The following is a 23,163-nucleotide window of genomic DNA, read 5'->3' on the forward strand; positions in this document are numbered from 1 at the left end:
TTTTTGAAATCTTCCGCAGTCCATTCGGGATTGTCCGAATCGGTCAGTTCGGGGTTAGGTTTCTTGTTCATAAAGGGCAACCTCCCGGTCATTTGCCTTTCGTAAGCTGATTACTCGAATGCCTGGTGGACGCATCGTGAATACGAGCACGTGCAGCCGGTATGCGATGGGGCCAATCGACGTATAGCGCGTTTCGCCATAGTCGCACCGGGCGTCAATTTTGGTCAGGGCTGTAATGAAATCGAACTCACGCACCAGTTCAAAAGAGATGCCGCGAAGAATTTCATTGCGGCGGCTCTTGGAGGGATCGAATTCGATGTCCGTGTAATTAAATTGTAGTTACGAAATAATTGGCGGTCAAGCAAATTGTCGTTATAGTTTGATCGGGTGTCAGCGACTGGCCGTCGACATTTCACTCGGGCATTTTTCTCTACGTTCACGAGTCGAAGCTTCGGGTTCACAAACATTGTGTGAGCAATGTTCGACGACGGCGAGTCAACTAACGGTCAGTATTGATGCCAGTGAGACGTACTTGACGAATGGTCGAGGCACGCAGGCAACGTTGACGGTCCGCGTCGCCCATCGGAGCTTCAGATCGCCCAGCGCGTTGACCTATAGATGTTCTAACAGGAGCATTCTTTCAGATGCCTACCCCGTACGTTGATTCGGTCTATGTCCGGCTCGCGCGAGCAGAGGACGAAGTAAAGCGGATAAGGTTGAGGCGTATGCAGTGGGTTGCGACCGGCCTGCTGCTATTCGTAACGGGGCTTTATATCGCCTCCGTATTCTTCAAGAACACGAGCGTCGCGTGGCCTTACGTCGGCGCGTTCGCGGAGGCCGCGATGGTCGGCGCGCTGGCAGACTGGTTCGCCGTTTCGGCATTGTTCCGGCATCCGCTAGGCTTATCGTTTATCCCGCACACAGCCATCATTCCAAAGAACAAGGATCGCATCGCCGATAACCTCGGCGATTTCGTACAGGGCGAATTTTTCTCGACCGAACGCGTCACCTCGGTCATCCGCGATTTCAATCCCGCGCAGAAGCTCGCAGGGTGGCTTTCAGACCATCAACATGCCGACATGATCGGGACCATCGTGGTCAAGGTTCTCGCATACGGTCTCAACGCGCTCGACGAAACGGAAGTGCGCTCCTTCCTGCGAAAAAACGTCGCGCTGAAATTCAACGAACTGGATTTGTCGACCTTCGCTAGCCAGATCCTCCGAGCGCTCACGCACGAAGGACGACACCAGGCCATACTCGATCAAATGCTGAAGGGGGCCAGCAACTACATCAACGAACCCGAAATCAAACGCCGCATCATCGACTTCGCCGCTGACAAAATTCCGCTATACGTCAAATCCTGGAAAGATACGACCGCCACCTTCTTCATCGAAAAAATCCTCGGATACGTAGGCGACACGTTAGCCGAGGTCGATCAGGATCCCAACCATCCCTTACGTGCGGAATTCGACAGGGCAATCGCGGAACTGATCGTCAAGCTGAAATCCGATCTGCTGTTTCGCCTGAAAATTAAGGAGTATCAGGAGCAGCTCGCTTCCAACGAAGTGTTGGCCGATTTCGTCGACAGCTTATGGCGCGACATCAGCGCGTGGATTCAAAAGGACCTTTCAAGCAAGCAGTCGCTGATACACGCAAAGATATCGGAAATTGCGGGTCGGCTCGGCACGACGCTCAGCAGCGACACGCCGATGCAAACCTGGATCAACGACCAAATCTTGAATTACGTTCCCGAACTGCTGGACCGCTTCCGTCCAAAAATCGGCGCGTTCATTTCAGGCAAGATGAAAGAGTGGAAAGAGCACGAGGTGGTGAACAAGCTCGAACTCAACATCGGCCGCGACCTACAGTTCATACGCTTGAACGGAACCTTCGTCGGCGGTTTGGTCGGTCTGATCATTCATGTTGCCACGACGATGGCGGCGTGATTGCGTGCGAGGCCGTGCGACCTTCTACACGCTTTGTAAAAGCGCGGTCGCCGCCCGCTCCGAAATCACCAACACCAGTTTCAACGTGGCACGCGTGGCTCCGGCAAAGATCTTCCGCAGTTCTCGTTCATCGAGCGTTTCAAAGTCGATCTCGGCAAACACCACTGCCGGAGCCGATTGGCCTTTGAAGCGATATACCGATTCCATCAGCATGTCGCCTTCCGAATAGACCGGTTGCCCGAACAGATCGTATTCGCCCGTGAAGGTGCGTAAGGTTTGCGGGCCGAGCTGCTTTTGTCCAAGCAGATGCGAATGCTCTCGGCCACGATAGCTGAGCAGGACCACATCATTCTTGCGAAAACCCGCCGAGTAGCTGAGCCGGACAGCGTCTTTGACGGCCTGCAACAACCCTGGCTGATCCCGGTAAGTCAGGATCTCGACCTCGGCAGTGGAGATCGGCGCGGCGGCTTCGATTTCCGTGCCGCCCGGCAGCAACGATTGCAGCAATTTCACGACCGATCGAGGGCTGCGGAAATTGGACTTGGCGCGCAGTCTGACCCAACCCGGCAGATCGACCGGCGGATGATCGTAGAGGTTCTGCATGGGATCTTCCAACCAGATCATCCGCGCCTGTGGTTTCGCGTGACGCAAGATCAGATCACGCCACTGCGCCGTGAAGTCCTGCCCTTCATCGATGATGATGGTGTCGAACAGAAATTCCTCCGGGATAGCAAGTTTCGCGGCGTCGCTCACGAGTCGTGCAAAAGCATCCGGTCGAGTGAAATCGGGCGCGCGCCCAGCGTGCCGCAGCAGCAAATCGCACAGCATATGGAACGTACATGCCAAACCGCCCGGCGGCGCGATCAAAACGAAATGGTCGGCTAGCGGACGATTGAAGCAGACGTACAACGGCTTTTGCCCGCGATCGACCGCGTCACGATACTCAGCTAGCGCGAGTTGTGTTTTGCCGGAACCGGCTGTGCCGATCACGCGTAGCCGGAACGGGTCCATATCGAGTTGGCGTGCCCAATGCGACAGCCCCCCGGATACGCGTGTGATCAGCGCTTGCGCTTGACCGATCAGCGCGCTGACATCGGTTTCCAGATGAATGATGTCGCGCAGAAAGCGATGAACGCGCTCCGCAATCGGACGATCCTCTCCCGGCGGCAAGATCGTTTGTATGAGCCTCGTCAATTGATCGCGTCGGTTGGCGTCGACGATGCGTTCGGGCGAAAGGCCCGCGGTCAGCGGGTTCTTCACGACGTAGTCCGGGCAATACAAGAGGTGTTCTATCGTCGCCGGCTGCCCGTTGAGGCTGCGCATCAACTTGCCGCGCAATCCATCCACCGTACGTCCCATCTGTACGGACACCACCTTGATCTTGCCCGCGTAGTTTTTTGCAAGACCGTTCTCGGTCTCGTCCAGGTAGCCGCTTTTCTGTTCGATAACCAGTAGGTGCCCGCTGCGGTTCACGACGACGAAATCGATTTCGCCGTAGATCGCATGGCTATGGTCGATGTTCGTCCAGTGCACCGAGTGATAGACGGTGTAGTCATCGGGGAGCGCTGTCGCCAGCACGGCCAGCGTTTCGAGTTCGCGCTGGGCGGCGCCCGTTTCCTGCATGGTTTCCCATCCGTCCGGAATGACACGTGCCACGGGGCTATCCTTTATCGAGGTGTTAAGAGCACTGGCTGCGAGAGCTCTATGTTACCGCGTGGCTTGGCGTATACCGGTGGATTGCTTGCGAAGCGCGAGCAATCGAATTTCCAATTCTCTCTTAACGGTGGGGCGCCGTTTCCACGGCGCTGATAAGACTCCATGTCAGTATGGCTGCGAGTGCGGCGATGGCGGAGGCCACCAATAAGACGACGGTGAAACCGGAAGCGAAGCTCAAGCGCGCAACTTCGAGCATCGTTGCCTGAGCCGGGGCCGCTATCTGTGAAACCACGCCGGGAATGTCGCCTGCGAGGATGCGGGAAACCAGCGAATGAATGTTTGCGCCTGTGGCATCCGAAAACAGGGACGCCGGTGCCAATGCTATGAAATGTCGCTGCGTTTCATTCACGAGCACCGCGCCCAGGGCCGTGATGCCGGTGACCAGGCCGACGAAGCGCAGCGTTCCGCTGATGCCGGACGCCATCCCGCCGCGTTCCGGCGGCACGACGCTCATGCTGACTTTAGCCGTCTCGCCGTTGAGCAGCCCCGCGCCGCAACCCGTCACGAACATGCCGAGGGCGAGGACCGGATAGGGCATCGCCGCCCACGCTGCCGCGGCCGTGGCGAGATTGCCCATGGCGACGATAGCAAGGCCGATCGTGAGCAACGCGCGCCCTGAAATCCGGCCGCCCAGTCTCACGCCGATCCGTGGGCAAAAGAACAGCGGGAGCGCAAAAGGCAGCATGCCCAACCCGGCGGCCGCGGGGCTTTGGCCGAAGGTGTTCTGCAAATACAGCGGCAGGTAGGTCATCATGACTTGAGCGGCCGACGCGAAGCCGAGCATGGCGACGGCGCTACCCAGGAACGTGGGTTTGCGAAAGAGATCAAAGTCGACCATCGGCCGCTTCTGCATACGTTCCGCCACAACGAAGAGCGCTAGCAATAAGACTCCGGCACCGAACTTGATGGCCGTGACGCGGTTTGACCAGCCGATCGTATTCGAACCGATCAATGCCCAGACCAGGCAAAACAGGCCACTGCCGAACAGCGTCATGCCGGCGAGATCGAGCGCACGTGCATCGGGATCGCGCGATTCCTGAACGGCGGTCGCCGTAAGCGTGAGCAGCGCTATGCCTACCGGAATGTTGACGAGGAAAGCCCAGCGCCAACCGAACGCCGACGTAATGATCCCGCCTACAGGCGGTCCGAGCGCAACGGCGACCCCGATCACTGTGCCCCAAAAAGCGAACGCTCGTGCGCGCTCGGAGCCCCGGAATTCGTGGCCTAAAACGGCAAGCGCGGCACTGAGCTGGAGCGCGGCGCCTACGCCCTGGAGCGCGCGTGCAAAGTTCAGGACGGGCGCGCTCGGCGCGAGACCACACAATAGGGACGCCACCGTGAAAACGGACAACCCGACAGCCAGCAGTTTCCGGCGACCGAAACGATCGGCGAGCGCCCCGGCGGGCATGAGCAGCGCCGCGAAAGTCAGGACGTAGGCGCTCACTACCCATTCGATATCGGCGAAGGCGGCGTTGAGATTTCTAGCGATGGCGGGCAGCGAAACGGCGACGATGTTGGAGTCGAGCATGATCATGAACGACACGCCTGACGCGCATAGCAGCACGCGAGCGCGACGTCCGGTCACCCATCGCTCGGTCTTGGGGCGAGCCTCGTCGAGTTCGACGCTTGGCGATCCGCCGGCATCGGTATCGGGCATGTTCTTCATTGAAATATCCGTCGAGTGTTCTGGCCATAGTAACATTCGATGGGATATTGCGTTGATATACACCTATATGTCTAACGGGGTTTCTTGAACCCTCTTGCGGGGCTAGCTCGCGGCCTTGCGCAAGACCTTGACGAAGTTCAATACCGTCGGCGATTTTTCGCGTTGCCTATGCACCAGCGCAATGCCGGTATGCAATGGCTTGCCCAACAACTCGTGATAGGACACGCCTTCGGCATGGATCTGCCGTATCGATGCAGGAATCAACGCGACACCGAAGCCGGCTGCGACCAGATTCGCCGTGGACGAAATCTGCGGAGACTCCATGCTGACGGATGGAGAAAATCCGGCGGATATGCACGCAGCGATGATCGAATCGTGGAGATCGGGCCCGATCGGGCGGGGAAAGAAAATAAACGAGTCGTCTGCCAAGCTGGCGAGATCGATGCGTCGGCGACGATTCAAGCGATGGTTCGCCGGAAGAACGGCGAGCATGTCTTCGTCGACCAGTGGCTGCACGACGAGGTCCCTGCAATGAAGGGGCAAGCGCACCAGCGCCGCGTCGACGTGGCCTTCGCTCACTTTGTCCAGTAGCGCGGAGCTATTGCTTTCCTCGCAGCGGATCACAACGCGCGGGTAGGCATTGCGATAGTTCTGCATGACGCTGGCAACGAGCGGGTGAAACACCGTTGAGCCTGCGAACCCGAGCGACAAATGCCCCGACTCGCCTCGCCCCGCATTTTGTACCTCGGTGAGCGCAAGCTGCGCGTCTTCGACGATGCGGCGCGCACTTTCCTGCAAGACTCGCCCGGCTTCCGTCAATTCAACGCGGCGCGGATGCCGGATGAATAGCTTGGTGCCGATCTCCCGTTCGAGTTTGAGAATTTGCTGGCTCAATGGGGGTTGGGCAATGCCCAGATGCGCCGCAGCCTCGGTGAAATGCAGATGCTCCGCCACAGCCAGGAAGTAACGCAGTTGACGAAATTCCATATCTTTTTCGTCTCCAAAAGGTGTTATCGAGATATTGGACTAATCGCTTGCCAGATTCTAACCTTTCGTTAGCTCGACTCGTTTTGTGTTTTCCGAGAGCATTTATCTCTCTGGAGGTGCACGCAGGCGCGTCGCAATCGTCATATTTACGAGGAGGTTACGATGTCGGCAGTTCGCGAAGGATCGATGGCTCAGGCAGGGAATTTAAACGGCGACCATGGCTCGTTGATTGCGGGTCTGAAGAGCATAGTGGGCGGCAAGCATGTTCTCACCGACGACAGTGCGACGCACCGCTACCGGACTGGGTTTCGCTTCGGTGCGGGCAAGGCTTTGGCCGTTGTCCAACCCGGTACGCTCGTCGAGCAATGGAAGGTGCTCGAAGCGTGTATGTCGGCGAATGTCATCGTGATTACGCAGGCGTCGAACACCGGTCTCACTGGCGGGTCCACGCCGGATGGAAATAACTACGATCGCGACATCGTCATCGTCAGCACCACGCGGATGAAGAAGGTGTACGTGATCGAGCAAGGGAATCAGGTGGTTTGTCTACCGGGTGCCACGTTGGATCAGCTCGAGCGCACGCTCAAACCGCTTGGACGTGAACCGCATTCGGTCATTGGGTCGAGTTGCATCGGTGCTTCGGTATTTGGCGGTGTTTGCAATAACTCGGGTGGAGCTTTAGTTCAGCGTGGGCCGGCGTATACCGAAATGGCGGTGTTTGCCCAGGTCGATGCGAGCGGCAAGCTTAATCTCGTGAACCATCTTGGTATTCGCCTCGGAAGTACGCCGGAGGATGTACTGGGGCGACTGGATCGCGGGGACTTTTCGGACGCCGATGTCCAGCACGATACGGGTGCCGCATCCGATCGCAACTACGTTACCCACGTCCGTGAGATCGATGCCGACACGCCCGCCCGCTTCAACGCGGATCCGCATCGCTTATACGAGGCGTCGGGATCAGCCGGGAAACTGATGGTGTTCGCGGTGCGGCTCGATACGTTTCCTATCGAGCAGGGGGCGAAGGTGTTTTACATCGGCACTAACCAACCGGAGGTGTTGACGGAAATTCGTCGCCAGGCACTCCACGACTTCACGCATCTGCCGATCTCGGGCGAGTACTTGCACAAGGACGCTTTCGATATTGCGGAAGAGTATGGCAAGGATATGTTTCTGATGATCAATATTCTGGGTACGGAGCGCTTGCCAGCGTTGTTCGGGCTGAAAAGCCGGTGCGATGCTTTCTTCGATCGTTTGGGTTTTCTGCCGTCGAATTTCAGCGATCGGGTGCTGCAAGCCTTGAGCCGCTTGTTTCCTAGCCACCTTCCGCCGCGAATGAGAGAGTACCGGGACAAGTATGAGCATCACTTGATGCTGAAGGTCGCGGCCGAGGGTGTGGCTGAAGCGAAGGATTTTTTGTCGCGCTACTTCGCGAACGCAAGCGGCGCGTATTTTGAATGCACGGATGACGAGGGGAAGAAGGCTTTCCTTCATCGGTTCGCGGCGGCCGGCGCGGCCGTGCGTTATCGGACTGTGCATGCCAAGGAGGTTGAAAATATCGTCGCGCTCGATATCGCACTCAGGCGTAATGATCGGGATTGGCTGGAGAAGTTGCCGCCGGAAATCGACGAAGCTATTTCTATCAAGCTCTACTACGGCCACTTCCTTTGTCATGTGTTTCATCAAGATTACATTGTGAAAAAGGGAAATGATTGCCTGGAACTTGAACACAAGATGTGGGAGTTGCTGGACCGACGGGGTGCGGAGTATCCGGCTGAGCATAATGTCGGGCATCTGTATCACGCTAAGCCTGCGCTCGCGACGTTCTATCAGGAGCTGGATCCGTGCAACTGTTTCAATCCGGGGATAGGGAAGACTTCGAAATTTACGAAATATCGCGAGGTGGAGGGTTGATCATGCAGGTGCCCGCGGCAGCCCCCCGCGTGAAGGACGGAGGTTACCTCGCTTCGACGCACCGATGTGCCTACAGGCTTTTCGGCCAGAGCGAAAATGGGGACGATTATGGCCATCGAGCATCAAAGTGATTCAAAGTGATTCAAAGTGATTCAAAGTGATTAATTTGACTATTATGATTCTTATGCACTATACTTCGCACGTGTACTTGGATCCGTTAGTTCCTCGTCACAAATCAAGCAAACGAAACGAAACCAAAGCAAACCAGGTTTATTAGAGAGAAGGAAGGTCAGGTATGCATACCCCCGTCAATTACACGGCGCGGGACGCTAAAACCCGATTTGGTGAGATGCTGGATCAAGCCTTAGGGCAACCCGTCAGCATCACTCGACATGACCGGCCAGTGGCCTACGTTGTGTCAAAGCGAGACTACGATGCGCTACTTAGCCGCCTGACTGAGCTGGAAGATCAGCTCTGGCTCGCGCGAGCAGAAGCGGCTCGCAACGAAGGCTACGCAACACCAGAAGAGGTTAACGCGCTCCTTGTCCGGCTAGGAGCAGTACAAGATGAGGTTAAGCCTAACGCGACAGGCATCCAAGACACTCGAAAGCCTCGACGCTAAGCAGTTTCGGCAGGTGATGCTGACGGTAATTGGATTGCTTAAAGATCCGGAGCCGCACGACAGCTCTCTGCTGAAGGGGAGCAAACACGGCGAACGGCGTGTCGATATTGGCGAGTATCGTGCCATCTACGCAATCCGTGACGACACCGTTGAGGTCATCGTCATTGGAAAGCGAAACGACGACGACGTTTACAGCATTTGGAAGCGGCAGCAATAGCGCGAAAGAGGGCGCTATGCGGTTTCGAATTCGTTCGGGTTGGGTGGGACGAACGCGGCACTTGTGTTTGGTCCGCCGCCTGGAACTACGTGAGAATCGGATATCTGGCGTCGGCCTTTCGGATTTCTCGATTGGCCTGTTATTGCGAGTCTGATGCGGGAGGTCTTGATGCGCGTGTATGGTAGCTGTCGACACACTCACCGGGTACGGGCTGGAGTCCTGAGTCGAAGTCACCAAGGACGTCCGTTTGGCGCATAAGACGTTTTAAAGCCTCTTCCCCAAAATCAGCGACGAATTCAAAGACCGGATCGCACAGATCCGCAAGCAGGGGTACGCGCAACCTCATGCAAGCCACGTAACAACCATCGCGACCACGGTCGCCGCCATCACAACGGTCGCGATCCAACCCAGCACACGTAGCGCGGGTGGCAGCGTAAAAGCCGACATGATCCCCTTACGCATGGACAGATGCATCATCACGATCATCACTGGGACCGCGACCACGCCATTCAAAACCGCACTCCAATACAAGGCCTTCACAGGATCGATAGCCGTGAAGTTCAAGCCCACGCCTATCGCCGTCGCCGCAGCAATAACCGCATAAAACGCTTTGGCCTGCAAAGGCCGACTGGCCAGCCCGACTCGCCAGGAAAGCATTTCCCCAACCGCATAAGCTGCCGAACCCGCGAGCACCGGCAGGGTCAGCAGACCCGTGCCGATAATGCCCGCCGCAAACACCACGAACGTAAAGCGCCCGGCAACCGCGCGCAGTGCCTCGGCCGCCTGAGCCGAAGTTTGAATATCCGTATGACCATGCGCGTGTAGCGTCGTCGCCGTAGTAACAACAATAAAGAACGCAATGACATTCGATAGCGCCATACCCAGATAGGTGTCGACGCGGATACGGGAGAATTCAGCGCGCGCTTCCCATGGCGCGTGCGTGAGAGGATGTGCCCCAGGCCGCTCGTTCTCGTCTTCGACCTCCTGCTCTGCCTGCCAGAAGAACAGATAAGGGCTGATCGTAGTGCCCATCACCGCGACGATGGCCACAATGTAGTCCGGCTTAAGCGATATCGACGGCCAGAAGACGGCCCGCGCGACTTCACCCCACGGCACATCCACGACGAAGGCACAAATGACATAGCTGAAAAGCGACAGACAAAGCCACTTCAGGACCGAAACATAGCGGGCATAGCGCGTGAAAATCTCCAACGCCGCGGACAATAACCCGAACAAACAGACATAGAGCAGCGCTGGCCCGCCGATCAGCAGTTTGAGCCCAGCCCCCATCGCACCCAGATCGGCGCCCAGATTGATGATGTTTGCAATCAACAGCAGGCCGACTATGCTGCTGGAAAGCCATGTTGGATAGTGGCGCCGCAGATTGCCCGCGATGCCGTAGCCCGTCACCCGACCGATGCGCGCGCTGATTTCCTGGATGGCCGCCATCAGCGGATAGCTGAACAACAAGGTCCAGGCGAGCCCATAGCCGAACTGCGCGCCGACCTGAGAATAGGTGGCAATGCCGCTCGGGTCATCGTCGGATGCACCCGTGATCAGGCCAGGCCCCATCACCAGCAGCAGCTTGGGACGATCCGGTTGTTTTACCGGGTCGGGTGTCAGTGTATCCATGTGCAGTGGTTCCCGGCCTTTTCGAACGTACTGACGTCGCAGCCAGTCGACCCCGACGAGCGAACTGCATACCCGAGTCAGAATAAACGAAATTCCGGGGGGAAGTGCCTTAAATAGCGGTAGTTCACTGCACAGTGCAGAAAGTTGGCCGAAGGCCGTGCGCAGCAAAGGCCATCGCTGTGTGCAATCGCGTTCGCTGATAGCATTCGTGTCGTATCTTTCAGATAAAAGCATCGTCATGACCGCACCGATCTCCCTCCCCAAACTCAGTCAAGCGGGCCTGTTCGTCTTGCTCGCCGGACAAATGCTGCCGCAGATCGACTTTTCGATCGTCAACGTGGCGCTTGACGCCATTGCCCACTCGCTCAATGCCAGCGCAACCGAGCTCGAATTGCTAGTGGCTGTCTACGGCGTCGCATTTGCGGTATGTCTCGCAATGGGGGCGAGGCTGGGCGACAATTTTGGCCGCAAACGCGTCTTCAATATCGGCGTGCTGTTGTTCGGTGTCGCCTCACTGTTGTGTGGTGTTGCGAACTCGATGTGGTTCCTGCTGGTCGCCCGGGGGTTACAGGGGGCCGCGGCCGCACTGTTGGTCCCGCAGATCCTGGCCACCATACACGTCAGCATGAGAGGACACGAGCACTCACGTGCGCTGGGTTTTTACGGCGCCATCGGCGGCCTGGCGTTTATCGTTGGCCAAGTACTGGGTGGATTTCTGGTATCGGCCGATATTGCCGGCACGGGATGGCGCAGCGTGTTCCTGGTGAACTTGCCGGTGTGCGCCGCCGTTCTTGCGTTCTCGCGCCGCTGGATACCTGAAACGCGCCGTGACCATGCAGCCAGCATCGATAAGTCCGGGACATTGCTGCTCGCCATCATCATCCTTTGCCTCTTGCTTCCGCTGTCGCTGGGACCGACGCTGCACTGGTCGTTGCCAAGCCTGCTGCCTATGTTGGTCGCGATCCCCCTGCTCTGGTTGCTTTGGAAAGTCGAATTGCACCAAGAGATGCGAGGTGAGTTCCCGCTGATGCCGCCTTCGTTGCTGCGACTGCCTAGCGTTCGCTTCGGCTTGCTGATCGCTTTCCTGTTCGTCTCCTCGTGGAGCGGCTACATGTTCGTCATGGCGTTGGCGTTGCAAGCCGGTGCGGGCTTGTCGCCGGTACATGCAGGCAATGTCTTCGTGGCCATGGGTACGGCCTATTTCATCGGTTCCCTGCTCAGCGCGCGCAGCGTGGCCTGGCTGGGCCGCACCCGTGTTTTGATTGTGGGTTGCGTCATCCTGATGGTCGGACTTTTGTCCCTGATTGCGACACTGCGCATCGTGTGGCCCGGTCCGGGCATCCTGAACCTCGCACCTGCGACCATGGTGATCGGTTTCGGGCAAGCCTTTATCGTCGGGTCTTTTTTCCGCATAGGCCTGGCCGACGTGCCAGCCGATCAAGGTGGCGCCGGCAGCGCCGTGCTGAGCACGGTACAGCAGGCTTGTTTCGGGCTGGGATCCGCTCTTTTGGGTGCTGTGTTCGCGGAAACGTTGCAGCGCTCCGGAAAGTATTTGAATGCGGCGCTTGCGGGCCTGGGTGCAGAGCTTTGCTTGATACTGATCTTGTTGCTCAGCGCCATTGTGTACAACAACAAGCATCGCCACTCGACCGTGCAGGCCGAAGTGCCGGTGAGTTTAATCGACTGAGCTTCCGAGAGCGCAGGCTTTGTAGCCCGCGCCCTCGGTTCCGACGCTCGCCAGATGCAATCGCTCAGTACCCGGCGACCTCGATGATCGCGTCAGCAAAAGCCTTCGGCGCTTCCTGCGGCAGGTTATGGCCGATGCCGCCTTCGATGTTCCGGTGCGTATATTTGCCCGAGAACTTCTTGCTATAGGCCGCTGGAGGCGGGTGCGGCGCGCCATTCGCATCGCCTTCGAGCGTGATCGTGGGCACGGTAATCACCGGTGCGGCGAAGAGCCGCTTTTCCAGATCGTCATATTGCGGCTCGCCCGCAGCCAAGGCCTGCCGCCAGCGGTAGTTATGGATCACGATGCTGACCTGATCCGGATTGTCGAGTGCTGCGGCGCTGCGCTCGAACGTGGCAGCATCGAAGTTCCACTTCGGCGAGGCCGTCTGCCAAATGAGTTTCGCAAAATCATGCCGGTATTTGTCGTAGCCGGCGCGGCCGCGTTCCGTGGCAAAGTAAAACTGGTACCACCAGTCGTGCTCAGCCGTCGGCGCCAACGGGTGCTTGCCGTCGTCGACGTTGCTCAACAGATAACCGCTCACCGAGACCAGCGCCTTGCAGCGTTGTGGCCATAGTGCCGCGATGACGCAGGCCGTGCGCGCACCCCAGTCAAAACCGCCGATGACCGCGGTCTGGATTTTGAGCGCATCCATCAAGGCGATGATGTCGAGCGCGACGACCGATTGCTGGCCGTTGCGCATCGTGTCGTCGGAAAGAAAGCGTGTCGTGCCATAACCGCGCAGATACGGCACGATCACCCGGTAACCGCTTGAGGCCAGCAGAGGCGCGACGTCTACAAAACTATAAATGTCGTAGGGCCAGCCGTGCAGAAGAATAACCACCGGACCGTTTGCCGGGCCCGCTTCGGCGTAGCCGATATTCAGAAGGCCGGCATTGATCTGCTTGATCGGGCCAAAGGACGTGTTCGTCCCCGGCTTGATCGCGGGCACACCTGCCGCGCTGGTCTTGCCGGATTGCGCCATCGCGGAACCGGTTACGCCAAGCTGGGCTGCGGCTAAGGTCATCGCCGCAGCGCCAAACAGGCGGCGCCGGTGGTTGATTTCTTCGGGCATCTATCTCTCTCCATCAATTGGGGCTGAACCAGTTGCGAAGATACGATTCCGATGTATCCGAGATGTGTCCCAAGCAGTCGGATTTGAATGCTAATGTAGATTTCCGGTGGCCAGATACATTGCGTTACAGTTGAACAACTCAGTTGAACAAATCTAATACGGCCACGAAGTCGCGACGAATTTCGCGCGAGGACGCAACAGAAATGCTTGCGTTCGTTGCTCGAGCGCATGCGCGACCCATCCTGCAGTCCTGCTGATGATCCAGATTGCCGTTGCCGATCCGTCGGGCAGACCCAGGCCACGCGCAAGCGTGACAAGCGCGATAGCAACGCCCGGGTGCGTCCCGAGTTTTTCCCGGGCCAACGCGAGAAAATCGAGTGTCTCGGACGTTTCGGGAGTGGCGCTCGGTGTTTCACGCATCAATTGCAGAATCAGATCGGCCCGTGTATCGCCATCGGGATAAAGCGGATGATTGAATCCAAAAAGGCTGGCGCCATATTCGCGCACCAGGTTCAAGCGCGACTCCAACGAATGCGCGCCTGCGTTCTGAAGTAACAACGATTCGATTTTCTGCGTCGCGGTGCCGGTGGAAAAACCGACGTGCGAGCCGATTGCCGCAGCAACGCAGTTGAACAGATCCGCGTTGGTGGACGCGGCAATGCGCGCGGCAAAGGTTGCCGGCGCCAGTTCGTTGTCGGCCAGCACCGTCAATGCGCCGTTCATGGCGCGCAGCGCATCCGCCGATGCGGTGCCGCTTGCCGCGCGCAGGATGTACGCCGCCAAGCTTTCTGCCGGGTCGCGACGCACGAAGCGGCGCGTCGGCCCGAGAAAACCGATGCAACCCACCATGCTCTGTATCACCAAGCGCGCGGCCTGGACCGAGTTTCCATCTGAAATTTCTGCTTGGCCGCGACCACACATACCCATCGCGAGCGCAACGATGCCCAGCACGTTGCCCATATCGTTGCTGGCCAGCGTGCCGGCGTAGGTATCGAGCAGCGGCAACACATCCGCAGGAGTTTCGATGACAGGCCACGCTGAGATGCTGTCCTGCCACACGCCCGTGATCAGCAGTTGTGCGACCGATTCAAATGAGGCGCCGGCCGTTGCGAGCCCGACTGCCGAACGATTGCGATACATGGGGCCTTGCGTCGTGATCTGCGTGATCGACGAGCTGATGATCGGTTCGCCCCAACGCATCGTCGATTCGGCCGCAACCTGGCGTGGCGGCCGGCCGCGTTTGCGGCTACCCACCCGCTCCACATCCGCGCGCATATAGAGACTCTTGCGACCGTCGTCGTGAGGTGCGGTCTTGATCAGGCCGCGACTGACATAGGAGTACAAAGTGGCCGACTTGATGTTGAGCCTCGCCAACACCTCTTCCCGGGTCATCAGATCTTTCTGCATCATTTTTCTAGTAAATAATCAATGATACGGAGTCTAGCATCGACAAACAGCGAAGCACACACAGGGCAGTACAAGATTCGTAAAACGTTATATTGATTTTAAATATCGATCTTGATAATTAGAAATCCGAGGATTAACTTGCAGCTATAGGTCGTCGCTTGCGGTGTCGCGATGGCCAAGTAGAAAGATAAGCAGAATCTCTCGGAGACAAACTCATGCATGATTTGAAGCGCCAGTTTGAGCGCAAGCAGGCCCTGTTTCTCGACCAGACGGGCGTCGTCCCGGCGGAGAACACGTTTTGGGAGCCGGTGGTCGTAACCGGCGAGGAAATCGATGCGGAAATCGCGCGGCTCGCCTCGCTTCCCGCGCCTAAAGACGGCAGACGCCAGTCGCTGATCGTCCACCCTAGCGCACGGGCCGGGTCCCCTGGCTTGGCGCCCGGCATCCAGGTTGCGCTCCAGGTATTGCTGCCTGGCGAATCGACCGCGCCGATGCGCCACAACGCCACCGAAGTGAATTTTTGCATCCGCGGTGCTGGCAGGACCACGGTCGCGGGCCGCACCATTCAGTTCAAGCAGTACGACGTGTGGAACCACCCATCGTTTGCGCCGTACGTGCACACCAACGATACGAAGGAAGTGCAGGCGCGGCTGGTGTATTCGAATATCGCGCTGCTGCAGCACATGGAAGTGTATGTCGCGCAGCGGGAGATCAGCCTCGATGCGCCTCAGCATGAAGCCGCGGCCCCTCAGCATGCCGGCGCCGATCCGAAACGCACGAATCCGTACGGGATGTTCCCCATCGGCACCGATGGCGGCCTGCTGATGCCCTATGAAACGCTGATCAACCCGACCGCGGTCGAATCGCACCCATTGCATTTTCCGTGGCAGCAGGTGAAGGCCGAGCTGGACAAGCTCGAAGCGCTCGGCAGCGACTACGTCGGGCGACGCCTCTACATGATGTACAACCCGGTCACCGGGCGCACCAACGGCATCACGCCCAACTTCTTTGCGACCATGACCATACGGCCGCCCAAGATCGTCGATCGTCCGCATCGCCATGTTTCCGCCGCGATCAATTATTACTTCTCGGGCTCGGGTTACAGCATGGTCGCCGGCAACCGGTACGAATGGAAAGCGGGCGACCTGATGCTTTCCGCACCTGGTTGGGCCGTTCATAACCATGCCTCGTACGACGACTACGTGTATGAGCTGACGATTCAGGATCAGCCGCTCAACATCTACATGGAATCGCTGCTCTGGCAGGAAAGCATGAAAGAGCCGCCAGTGGTGCTGGGTACGCAGAGCGGGTTTGAGACAAATCGCAAGAAGGTTGCCGCCTAAGTTACCCAATAAGTGACGAAGAGGACGCAGAAAAAAAGGACAAGACAGCAATGACCGATGTTTCCTGGCTAAAAGGCTCAATCACACCTATCGTCACGCCCTTCAAGGACGGCGCGGTCGACTACGACACCTACGCGCGTCTGGTCGATTGGCAGATCGTCAATGGCGGACATGGGATCCTGGTCAACGGTACGACGGCCGAACCGAGTTTGCTCACGGTGACTGAGCGAAACCGCTTGGTGGACGTTGCACTCGAAGCCACCAACAAGCGGGTTCCAGTGTTGGCGGCCACCGGCTCGCAGTCTCACGCCGAGACCGTCGAGTTGACAGCACATGCCGACAAAGCCGGCGTTGCCGGTCTTCTTGTGGTCACCCCGTATTACGTGCGCCCGCCGCAACGCGGATTGATCGCCTATTACACCGATATCTGCCAACGTACCGAACTGCCCGTGCTGATTTATCACATCCCTGGGCGCGCTGCGGTGACCACGGATCTGGCGACCGTCAAGGCGATGAAGGAAGCCATACCGAACCTGGTCGGCATGAAGCACGCGGTCAACGATATGGGCTTTGTCACGCACATGCTCGATACGTTCGGGCCGCAGTGGCGCGTATTCGTCGGCCTCGAAGAGTTGAGTTTCCCGATGCTGGCCGTCGGCGCCTGCGGTTTGATGAACGCCGTGGGCAACCTGGCACCGCGCAAGGTTGCACTCTTGTATGAGGCCGTCGAGCGTGGCGATTTGCACGCTGCACGCGCGCTCCATTTCGAGTTGTTCGACCTGAATCTCTCGGTCTTTTACGACACCAATCCGATTCCGATCAAATACATGATGAAACGCATGGGGCTATTGAAGAGCAATGAGCACCGCTTGCCCATGATGCCTGCCACGCGCGAACTCGAACTGCGCCTGGATGCTGTGCTGGCACGCGCGGGTTTGTCGTGAGCACGTCGATTCCCCGGTTGGAGATGGACGAACTGAGAGCGGACCTTGCCGACTACCTGGCACCGCGTGTCAAACGGCTCGGCTATCTGGGCGAGCTTTTCAAGTGCGCGGGCCATGCGCCGGACGTCACGCTGCAGTTCATGCATTTCACCGACGCGCTCAAGGACGCACTGCCTGACCGCCTGACCGAGTTGGGTGCTTTGACGGTGGCCAGCTTCATGGAGAACCGGTACGAACGTCATCAGCATGAACGCCTGAGCGTGAAGCTCGGGTTCCCCAAGGAGTGGGTCGCGCAGGTCAACCAACTGAACCCGGACACGGCGAGTCAACTCAACGACTTGGAAAAAGCGGCCCAGCGGTACGCGCTCAAAGCGCTGCATACCCGCGGGCTCGACACCGAAAAAGAGTTCGAGGCGTTTGCCGCTTTGGTGCGCCCAAGTGAGGCGATGGCCTTCGTGCTGCTCATCGGCCGCTACGTGACGCATGCCATGGTCGTCAACACCCTGAAGCTAGCGCCGCCCGTGCCTTCTATATTCGAGTGATATCTTGTTTGAGTGAGAAATTAATGGCTGAGCCGATCTGGATTTCCGAACAAAACGTTGTTGGGCTGATGAGCCTTGCGGAAGCGATTACTGCTCTGGAGAGCGGACTCGCTCTTCAAGCCCGAGGTGAAGCGCAGAACATGGTCAAGACGCATGTCGCCTGGGGCCATAACAATCTGCATGCGATCGGCGCGGTCTATCCGGGCGCAGGCTTGATTGGCACCAAGACATGGGCGCATACGACGGGCGGCGCGTGTCCGCTGCTGGTTCTTTTCGATGCGGCAACCGGCCAGCTCCAGGCGATTATCGAAGCCTTTGCGCTGGGTCAGATGCGTACCGGCGGCATTTCGGGCGTCGCGACCAAATGGCTCGCTCGCCCCGAGGCCGATACGCTCGCTTTGATCGGTACCGGCAAGCAGGCGCTTGCGCAATTAGCGGCGGTCGCGGCGGTGCGCAAGTTGCGCGAAGTGCGGGTATTCAGCCCGAACGCGCAGCGACGTGCAGCGTTTATCGAGCGCGCCGCGGCGCAGTGTGCGCAGTTGGAGATCGCCTTCGTCGATGCCACGAGCATCGAGGCGGCGGTCAAGGATGCGGCAATCATCACGACCGTGACGCGAGCAACGGAACCGTTCTTGTATGCGCGATCCGTGGCGCCCGGCACGCATATCAACGCCGTGGGCGCGATCACGTCGGAACGTGCCGAACTAGGCGGCGACGTTTTCGCGCGTTGCGACATTGCCGTAGCAGACGATCTTCAGGCAGTACAAAACTTGTCGAGCGAGTTTCGCGGCGCGTTCGGCGAAACCAGGAACTGGGATCGCGTGCGCTCGTTGAGCAAGGTGATCGAAGCCGCCGCGCCACGGGGTGCAAGCACTGACATTTCCATATTCAAGGCAATGGGTATGGGCATTTCCGACCTAGCGCTTGGCATCGAGATCTTGCGTCGGGCGCGGCAGGCGGGCCTGGGGACACCGCTGCCGCAGCCGCAACGACAGGCCCCTCGCCTGTTCTGAATATCCATTGCAACGCCACTAAAAAAAATAGAAATATCACGGAGACAAAACATGGCAGCCGAATTTACCGGGCAACCCCCAACCTCTGCCGGAGACAACGCTGCGGGGGACACTGCTGCGCGAGCGCTCGATGTGCGGCTCGAGATCGAAGAGGCGCCGATGGTCGCCTTCCATATCAAAGTGGGCGTGATGATTGCGCTGATCCTGTTCTTCGATGGCTACGATCTCTATAACGCGGCCTACATCGTCCACTACGTTACCGGCCCCTGGGGCCTATCGCCGAGCAAGATCGGCCTGATGCTTTCGAGTGGCCTGGCCGGCTTTGCATTGGGCTCGGCCGTAAGCGGTTTGTTCGGCGACCGCTTCGGACGTCGCAAGGTGCTGCTGTTCGGCTGCTGGGCGTCGGGCTGCATGAGCCTCGCGATCGCGGTAGGCGCGAGCGGCCTGGTTTCGTTCATCGCGATGCGCGTCGTGATGGGCTTGGCGCTGGGTCTGCTGATGCCGCAGGCCGTCACGTTCATCAACGAGATCGCGCCCAAGCGCCTCTCGAACGTATTTACGATCTGCTTCTTTTCGATCGGCTGGTTAGGTGGCGCAAGCTCGGCCGGTTTGATCGCAGCACGATTGACGCCGATGTATGGCTGGCAAAGCCTTTACTACGTCGGTGGGATCGCGCTGGCTTTTGCGCTGGTGCTGCAATTGCTGTTGCCGGAGTCGGTGCACTTCCTTGCGAGCCGAGCGCGCTGGCCCGAGGTCAAGGCGTTGATGATCAAGATACGGCCCGACCGCGTGAGGGTATATCAGACCGCGCAGTTCACGTTCGCCAATGGCGGCGCGAACGCGGGCTCGATCGGCGAACTACTGAGCAGCCAATACCGGAGCAAGACACTCTCCTTCTGGGCGGCCGGCGCACTGAGTCTGTTCGCCTCATACGGTTTGTCGGGCTGGTTGCCGACCATCTTGCTGGCGCGTGGCGAGAACCTGTCCACCAGTTTCGCCTACGGCTCGCTGCTCTCGGCAACCTCTGTCGTCGGCGGGCTGATCGGCGGCTGGTTTGCCGACCGCGCCGGAGATCGTCGGCGCGTGCTCTGGGTTTCATGGATTCTGGGCGCCACGGCCATCGCCATACTCGCGCTGGCGGCCAACAGCTCGATCACGTTTATCGGTATCGTCACCGCGGGCGCATTCGTGATTGGTCCGCAACTGGTACTGAACAACCTCGTTGCCTCCACTTATCCGACGGAAATCCGCAGCACGGGTGTGGGTGTGTTCCTTGGCTTGGCGCGGTTTGGCGCCATGCTCGGCCCGGCAGTCGCGGGTGTCTTGCAGCAATGGTCGGGCGGGCCGGGGATCATGTTCGTCGTGATCGGCGCGGCTCTGCTGCTGGCCGCCACACTGCTGTTTCTTGCCGCGCCGGCCAAGAAGGCGATGGCGGCGTCTTTCGTGCATTAACTAAAAACCGAGTCACTTCATGTCAAAACTGACGCTAAGCCTGGCCATCAACGACTATGACCATGTGCGGGATCTCGTATCCGGCAGAGTGAGCGCCGAAGGTATTCAGCTCTTGCCTTCGGTGCTGCCCGTCGAAGAAATTTTCTACCGGACCACGCATTTCCAGGAATGGGACATCTCGGAGATGTCCTTCGGCAAATACGCTTCGCTGCGCTCCCAGGGCGATGAGCGGCTGATCGCCCTGCCGATATTCCCGTCGCGCTCGTTCCGGCTCTCGTCGATTTACGTGCGCCGCGACGGCGCGGTCAAAACCGCAGCGGATTTGCGCGGCAAGAAAATCGGGCTGCCCGAGTGGGCGCAGACCGCCTCGATCTACACGCGAGGCTGGCTGACCGACACGCAAAAAATTGCACTGCAGGACGTCGAGTGGGTACAGGGCGGCGTGAATCAGGCCGGCCGCAAGGAGAAGGTCCAAATAAAATTGCCCGAGGGCGTCGCGTATCGTCATGAACCGCAATACGCATTGACCGATCTGCTGTTGAACGGGCAGATCGATGCCATTTTCAGCGCTCGGCCGCCGGCACCGCCGGCCGAGCGTAGCGGAGAGATCGTGCGACTGTTCCCGGATTTCATCGAGGCGGAGCGCGATTATTTTCTCGAAAGCCGCGTGTTCCCTATCATGCACTTGATCGTGCTGCGCCGGGAGACGTTCGAGGCGAATCGCTGGATCGCCAGCAATCTGCTCAAGGCCTTCGAGGAGGCCAAACAAAATAGCCTGGAACGTCTGCGTGACATTACGTGTTCACACTTTCCGCTGCCGTGGATGAGCGAGCGCGCTCAGCAGGCCGAGGGTTTGTTCGGCGCGGATGTGTGGCCGTACGGGATCGAGCCGAACCGCACGACCTTGGAAGCGTTCCTGAAGTTTGCGTATCGACAAGGCGTCTGCCATCGGCTTTTGCAACCCGAAGATCTGTTCCCACGGGAAATCCTGAGCTCGGTGAAGGTTTGATTTCGGTTCGGTTATTGAAGCTCGGCCAGGGGCCATCGCTGAGCTAAAAGTGCTGCGTAAGCAGATGCGAAAGCTGTGGGCCGTATCGGCTATCCATGCCTGGATCGGTGCGGCGTGCCCATAGCATGCGAACATCGTAATCGCGCACGCCGATACAAACCGCAACGACGACGCGAGCGTGTGGCCCTTGCGATCCAGCGCACGAACAAGCACCGTGCTGACCACGGACCCCAGCAGCAGCCCCACCACCACCTCGGATGTGCTGTGCGCGCCTACCATGACCCGGGAGACGCCGATCAGCACGGCGAATCCCAGGCCGCCACGTGCGGCCCATCGTGCGGTACGCTCACCGGCGCTGTGCGCGCACAGGTAAAACGCCATCGGATACACCGCACTCGAGAGCATCGTGTGGCCGCTGATCACGGTGAAATGCAACGGGCTGATTTCGAGTCCCCAGCCGGCATAGGCGAACTTCGTCACGCCGACGATAAGCGCGGCGACGCAAAAGAACGTCGCCCAGGCGACTGCGATGCGTCGGCGTCCCGTCGTCGCGAGCCAGACCATGATGATGCCGGCCAGTGGCAACGTGAGATACGGATCCCCGAAAGCGGAGAGTAGTCTCCAAAAATTCATAAGCGCCAGTGATTGCAGAGAGTTTGCCGGGTCACGCGCGCAGACTGCGCGCGTCAATGTCGATCGGGAGAGGCACGGGCGGTATCAACGAAACGTCCGCCGACAAACCGGCGAACCCATCAGCGAACGAGCCTGAGTGCTTCCTCGCGGTTTTCTTCTGGCCTTTCTGCCCCAGTCCTCTGCGTGCCACTTAGCGCACTGGAGCGCTCGATCAAGGTATTGACGAGGCGCCCAAAGGCCGCGCGAAAACGGGGCGCGGAAAATTTCTCGGCATTCATGCGACAGTCGGCAGCGGTAAATTGCTCGGGCGAATCTTCGAAACGAGTGAGCGCATCGTGCAACGATTCGACGGACTGCTCGTCGAAAAACAGCCCTGTGGGATGCGTATTGCCGGGCAGGCGTACCGATTCCAGCGCGCCCCCGCGGCCATACGCGATCACTGGTGTGCCGCAGGCTTGCGCCTCGACAACGGAAATGCCGAAGTCCTCTTCGGCGGCGAACACGAATGCCTTGGCACGCTGGAGATGATCGTGCAGCACATCGAACTGCTGATATCCGAGGATGTGCACGTTAGGGCTCGCAAGAGCGGCAATCTTGTTCATCTCTGGGCCGTCGCCAATGACGACTAGTTCACGCTCTGGCGTCTGTGCAAAGGCTTGGACGATTAGGTCGATACGTTTGTACGGCACCAAGCGTGACGCCGTCACGTAAAAATCTTCCTTACGCTCCATGAGCTTGAACTTATCGACGGCGACAGGCGGGTGCATGACCGTCGAGTTGCGGCGGTACACCTTGCCGATGCGTCGTCCGACAAAGGCTGAATTGGCGATCAGGTGATCCACGCCGTTGGCCGACCGCGCGTCCCAATTGCGAATATAGTGCAGCAGCATGCGCGCGGCGATTGACTTGACGCCAGCGTCCAGACCCGATTCTTTCAGGTACTGGTGCTGCAGGTCCCATGCGTAACGTATCGGCGAGTGCACGTAGCTCACGTGCAGTTGGCTCGGGCCGGTGAGTACGCCTTTGGCGACCGCATACGAACTCGAGATCACGAGGTCATAGCGCGACAGATCCAATTGCTCGATGGCTAGAGGCATCAGCGGAAGGTAGTTCCGATAATGCTTCTTGGCAAAGGGCAGCTTCTGGATGAATGAGGTATGAACAGGCTTGCCGCGCAAACACTCGCGCTCGCCCAGGAAATCGACCAGGCTAAACAGGTCGGCCTCGGGAAAACAGTCGATGATTTGTTCGAGGACCCGTTCGGCTCCTCCATAGACAACCAACCAGTCATGGACGATGGCAACTTTCATACGCCTCCCGCG

General features: G+C 58.7%; 19 protein-coding genes and 1 pseudogene. 11 read left to right on the forward strand and 9 right to left on the reverse strand.

Features of this window, described 5'->3' with window-relative positions:
* Positions 1 to 54 precede the first annotated feature (54 nt).
* Positions 55 to 318, reverse strand: coding sequence for a BrnT family toxin (locus tag GSQ77_RS04805; protein ID WP_158900448.1), 264 nt, complete (start codon positions 316 to 318; stop codon positions 55 to 57).
* A 326-nt stretch (positions 319 to 644) separates the two neighbouring features.
* On the opposite strand from GSQ77_RS04805, the gene GSQ77_RS04810 reads away from it, so the two are divergent.
* A complete protein-coding gene (locus GSQ77_RS04810; protein WP_158899607.1) occupies positions 645 to 1,946 on the forward strand; it encodes a DUF445 domain-containing protein in 1,302 nt (433 codons plus the stop codon).
* A 24-nt stretch (positions 1,947 to 1,970) separates the two neighbouring features.
* Here the strand turns inward: GSQ77_RS04810 and GSQ77_RS04815 are convergent, their stop codons facing one another.
* From GSQ77_RS04815 to GSQ77_RS04825, 3 genes are all read right to left on the reverse strand, one after another.
* The gene (locus GSQ77_RS04815; protein WP_158899609.1) at positions 1,971 to 3,602 is read right to left on the reverse strand and encodes an ATP-binding domain-containing protein; all 1,632 of its coding nucleotides are present in this window, start codon (positions 3,600 to 3,602) and stop codon (positions 1,971 to 1,973) included.
* A gap of 121 nt (positions 3,603 to 3,723) precedes the next feature.
* Positions 3,724 to 5,328, reverse strand: coding sequence for an MFS transporter (locus tag GSQ77_RS04820; RefSeq protein WP_254067443.1), 1,605 nt, complete (start codon positions 5,326 to 5,328; stop codon positions 3,724 to 3,726).
* Between the two features lie 102 nt (positions 5,329 to 5,430).
* Complete coding sequence (locus tag GSQ77_RS04825) at positions 5,431 to 6,315, reverse strand: LysR family transcriptional regulator (RefSeq protein ID WP_158899611.1); 885 nt, start codon at positions 6,313 to 6,315, stop codon at positions 5,431 to 5,433.
* A gap of 186 nt (positions 6,316 to 6,501) precedes the next feature.
* On the opposite strand from GSQ77_RS04825, the gene dld reads away from it, so the two are divergent.
* From dld to GSQ77_RS04840, 3 genes are all read left to right on the forward strand, one after another.
* Entirely contained in the window at positions 6,502 to 8,226 is a 1,725-nt protein-coding gene (dld, locus tag GSQ77_RS04830) for a D-lactate dehydrogenase (protein ID WP_158900452.1), read from the forward strand.
* Positions 8,227 to 8,521: 295 nt separating this feature from the next.
* Complete coding sequence (locus GSQ77_RS29895; protein ID WP_158899613.1) at positions 8,522 to 8,848, forward strand: type II toxin-antitoxin system Phd/YefM family antitoxin; 327 nt, start codon at positions 8,522 to 8,524, stop codon at positions 8,846 to 8,848.
* Entirely contained in the window at positions 8,793 to 9,065 is a 273-nt protein-coding gene (locus GSQ77_RS04840; RefSeq protein ID WP_158899615.1) for a type II toxin-antitoxin system RelE/ParE family toxin, read from the forward strand. The genes GSQ77_RS29895 and GSQ77_RS04840 overlap by 56 nt, the downstream gene beginning before the upstream one ends.
* Before the next feature lie 342 nt (positions 9,066 to 9,407).
* Here GSQ77_RS04840 and GSQ77_RS04845 read toward each other — a convergent pair whose 3' ends face one another.
* Positions 9,408 to 10,697: an NRAMP family divalent metal transporter gene (locus tag GSQ77_RS04845; RefSeq protein WP_158899617.1), complete on the reverse strand. Its 1,290-nt coding sequence runs from the start codon at positions 10,695 to 10,697 to the stop codon at positions 9,408 to 9,410.
* 208 nt (positions 10,698 to 10,905) lie between these two features.
* Between GSQ77_RS04845 and GSQ77_RS04850 the strand changes: the two genes are divergently transcribed.
* The gene (locus GSQ77_RS04850; RefSeq protein WP_254067444.1) at positions 10,906 to 12,384 is read left to right on the forward strand and encodes an MFS transporter; all 1,479 of its coding nucleotides are present in this window, start codon (positions 10,906 to 10,908) and stop codon (positions 12,382 to 12,384) included.
* A 64-nt stretch (positions 12,385 to 12,448) separates the two neighbouring features.
* Here the strand turns inward: GSQ77_RS04850 and GSQ77_RS04855 are convergent, their stop codons facing one another.
* Positions 12,449 to 13,498, reverse strand: coding sequence for an alpha/beta fold hydrolase (locus GSQ77_RS04855; protein WP_158899621.1), 1,050 nt, complete (start codon positions 13,496 to 13,498; stop codon positions 12,449 to 12,451).
* A gap of 153 nt (positions 13,499 to 13,651) precedes the next feature.
* Positions 13,652 to 14,905, reverse strand: a complete 1,254-nt coding sequence (locus GSQ77_RS04860) for a citrate synthase family protein (RefSeq protein ID WP_367889647.1) — start codon at positions 14,903 to 14,905, stop codon at positions 13,652 to 13,654.
* A gap of 215 nt (positions 14,906 to 15,120) precedes the next feature.
* Between GSQ77_RS04860 and GSQ77_RS04865 the strand changes: the two genes are divergently transcribed.
* From GSQ77_RS04865 to GSQ77_RS04890, 6 genes are read left to right on the forward strand one after another with little or no spacing between them, the layout of a single operon-like run.
* Positions 15,121 to 16,248: a cupin domain-containing protein gene (locus GSQ77_RS04865; protein ID WP_158899623.1), complete on the forward strand. Its 1,128-nt coding sequence runs from the start codon at positions 15,121 to 15,123 to the stop codon at positions 16,246 to 16,248.
* 50 nt (positions 16,249 to 16,298) lie between these two features.
* A complete protein-coding gene (dapA, locus tag GSQ77_RS04870) occupies positions 16,299 to 17,192 on the forward strand; it encodes a 4-hydroxy-tetrahydrodipicolinate synthase (RefSeq protein ID WP_158899625.1) in 894 nt (297 codons plus the stop codon).
* Positions 17,189 to 17,734, forward strand: coding sequence for a hypothetical protein (locus GSQ77_RS04875; protein WP_158899627.1), 546 nt, complete (start codon positions 17,189 to 17,191; stop codon positions 17,732 to 17,734). The genes dapA and GSQ77_RS04875 overlap by 4 nt, the downstream gene beginning before the upstream one ends.
* A gap of 23 nt (positions 17,735 to 17,757) precedes the next feature.
* On the forward strand, positions 17,758 to 18,747 hold the full coding sequence (locus GSQ77_RS04880; protein WP_158899629.1) for an ornithine cyclodeaminase family protein: 990 nt from the start codon (positions 17,758 to 17,760) through the stop codon (positions 18,745 to 18,747).
* A gap of 51 nt (positions 18,748 to 18,798) precedes the next feature.
* Positions 18,799 to 20,199 carry an MFS transporter gene (locus GSQ77_RS04885; RefSeq protein ID WP_158899631.1) on the forward strand — a complete coding sequence of 467 codons (1,401 nt, stop codon included), beginning with the start codon at positions 18,799 to 18,801 and terminating at the stop codon, positions 20,197 to 20,199.
* A 19-nt stretch (positions 20,200 to 20,218) separates the two neighbouring features.
* On the forward strand, positions 20,219 to 21,208 hold the full coding sequence (locus GSQ77_RS04890; RefSeq protein ID WP_158899633.1) for a 4,5-dihydroxyphthalate decarboxylase: 990 nt from the start codon (positions 20,219 to 20,221) through the stop codon (positions 21,206 to 21,208).
* A gap of 201 nt (positions 21,209 to 21,409) precedes the next feature.
* On the opposite strand, the pseudogene GSQ77_RS29900 reads toward GSQ77_RS04890, so the two are convergent.
* Positions 21,410 to 21,841, reverse strand: a pseudogene (locus GSQ77_RS29900) (phosphatase PAP2 family protein); the annotation flags it as partial.
* A 119-nt stretch (positions 21,842 to 21,960) separates the two neighbouring features.
* On the reverse strand, positions 21,961 to 23,151 hold the full coding sequence (locus tag GSQ77_RS04900) for a glycosyltransferase family 4 protein (RefSeq protein WP_158899637.1): 1,191 nt from the start codon (positions 23,149 to 23,151) through the stop codon (positions 21,961 to 21,963).
* Positions 23,152 to 23,163 lie beyond the last annotated feature (12 nt).

This window comes from Burkholderia sp. L27(2015) (genome assembly GCF_009765705.1).
GTDB lineage: Bacteria > Pseudomonadota > Gammaproteobacteria > Burkholderiales > Burkholderiaceae > LMUX01.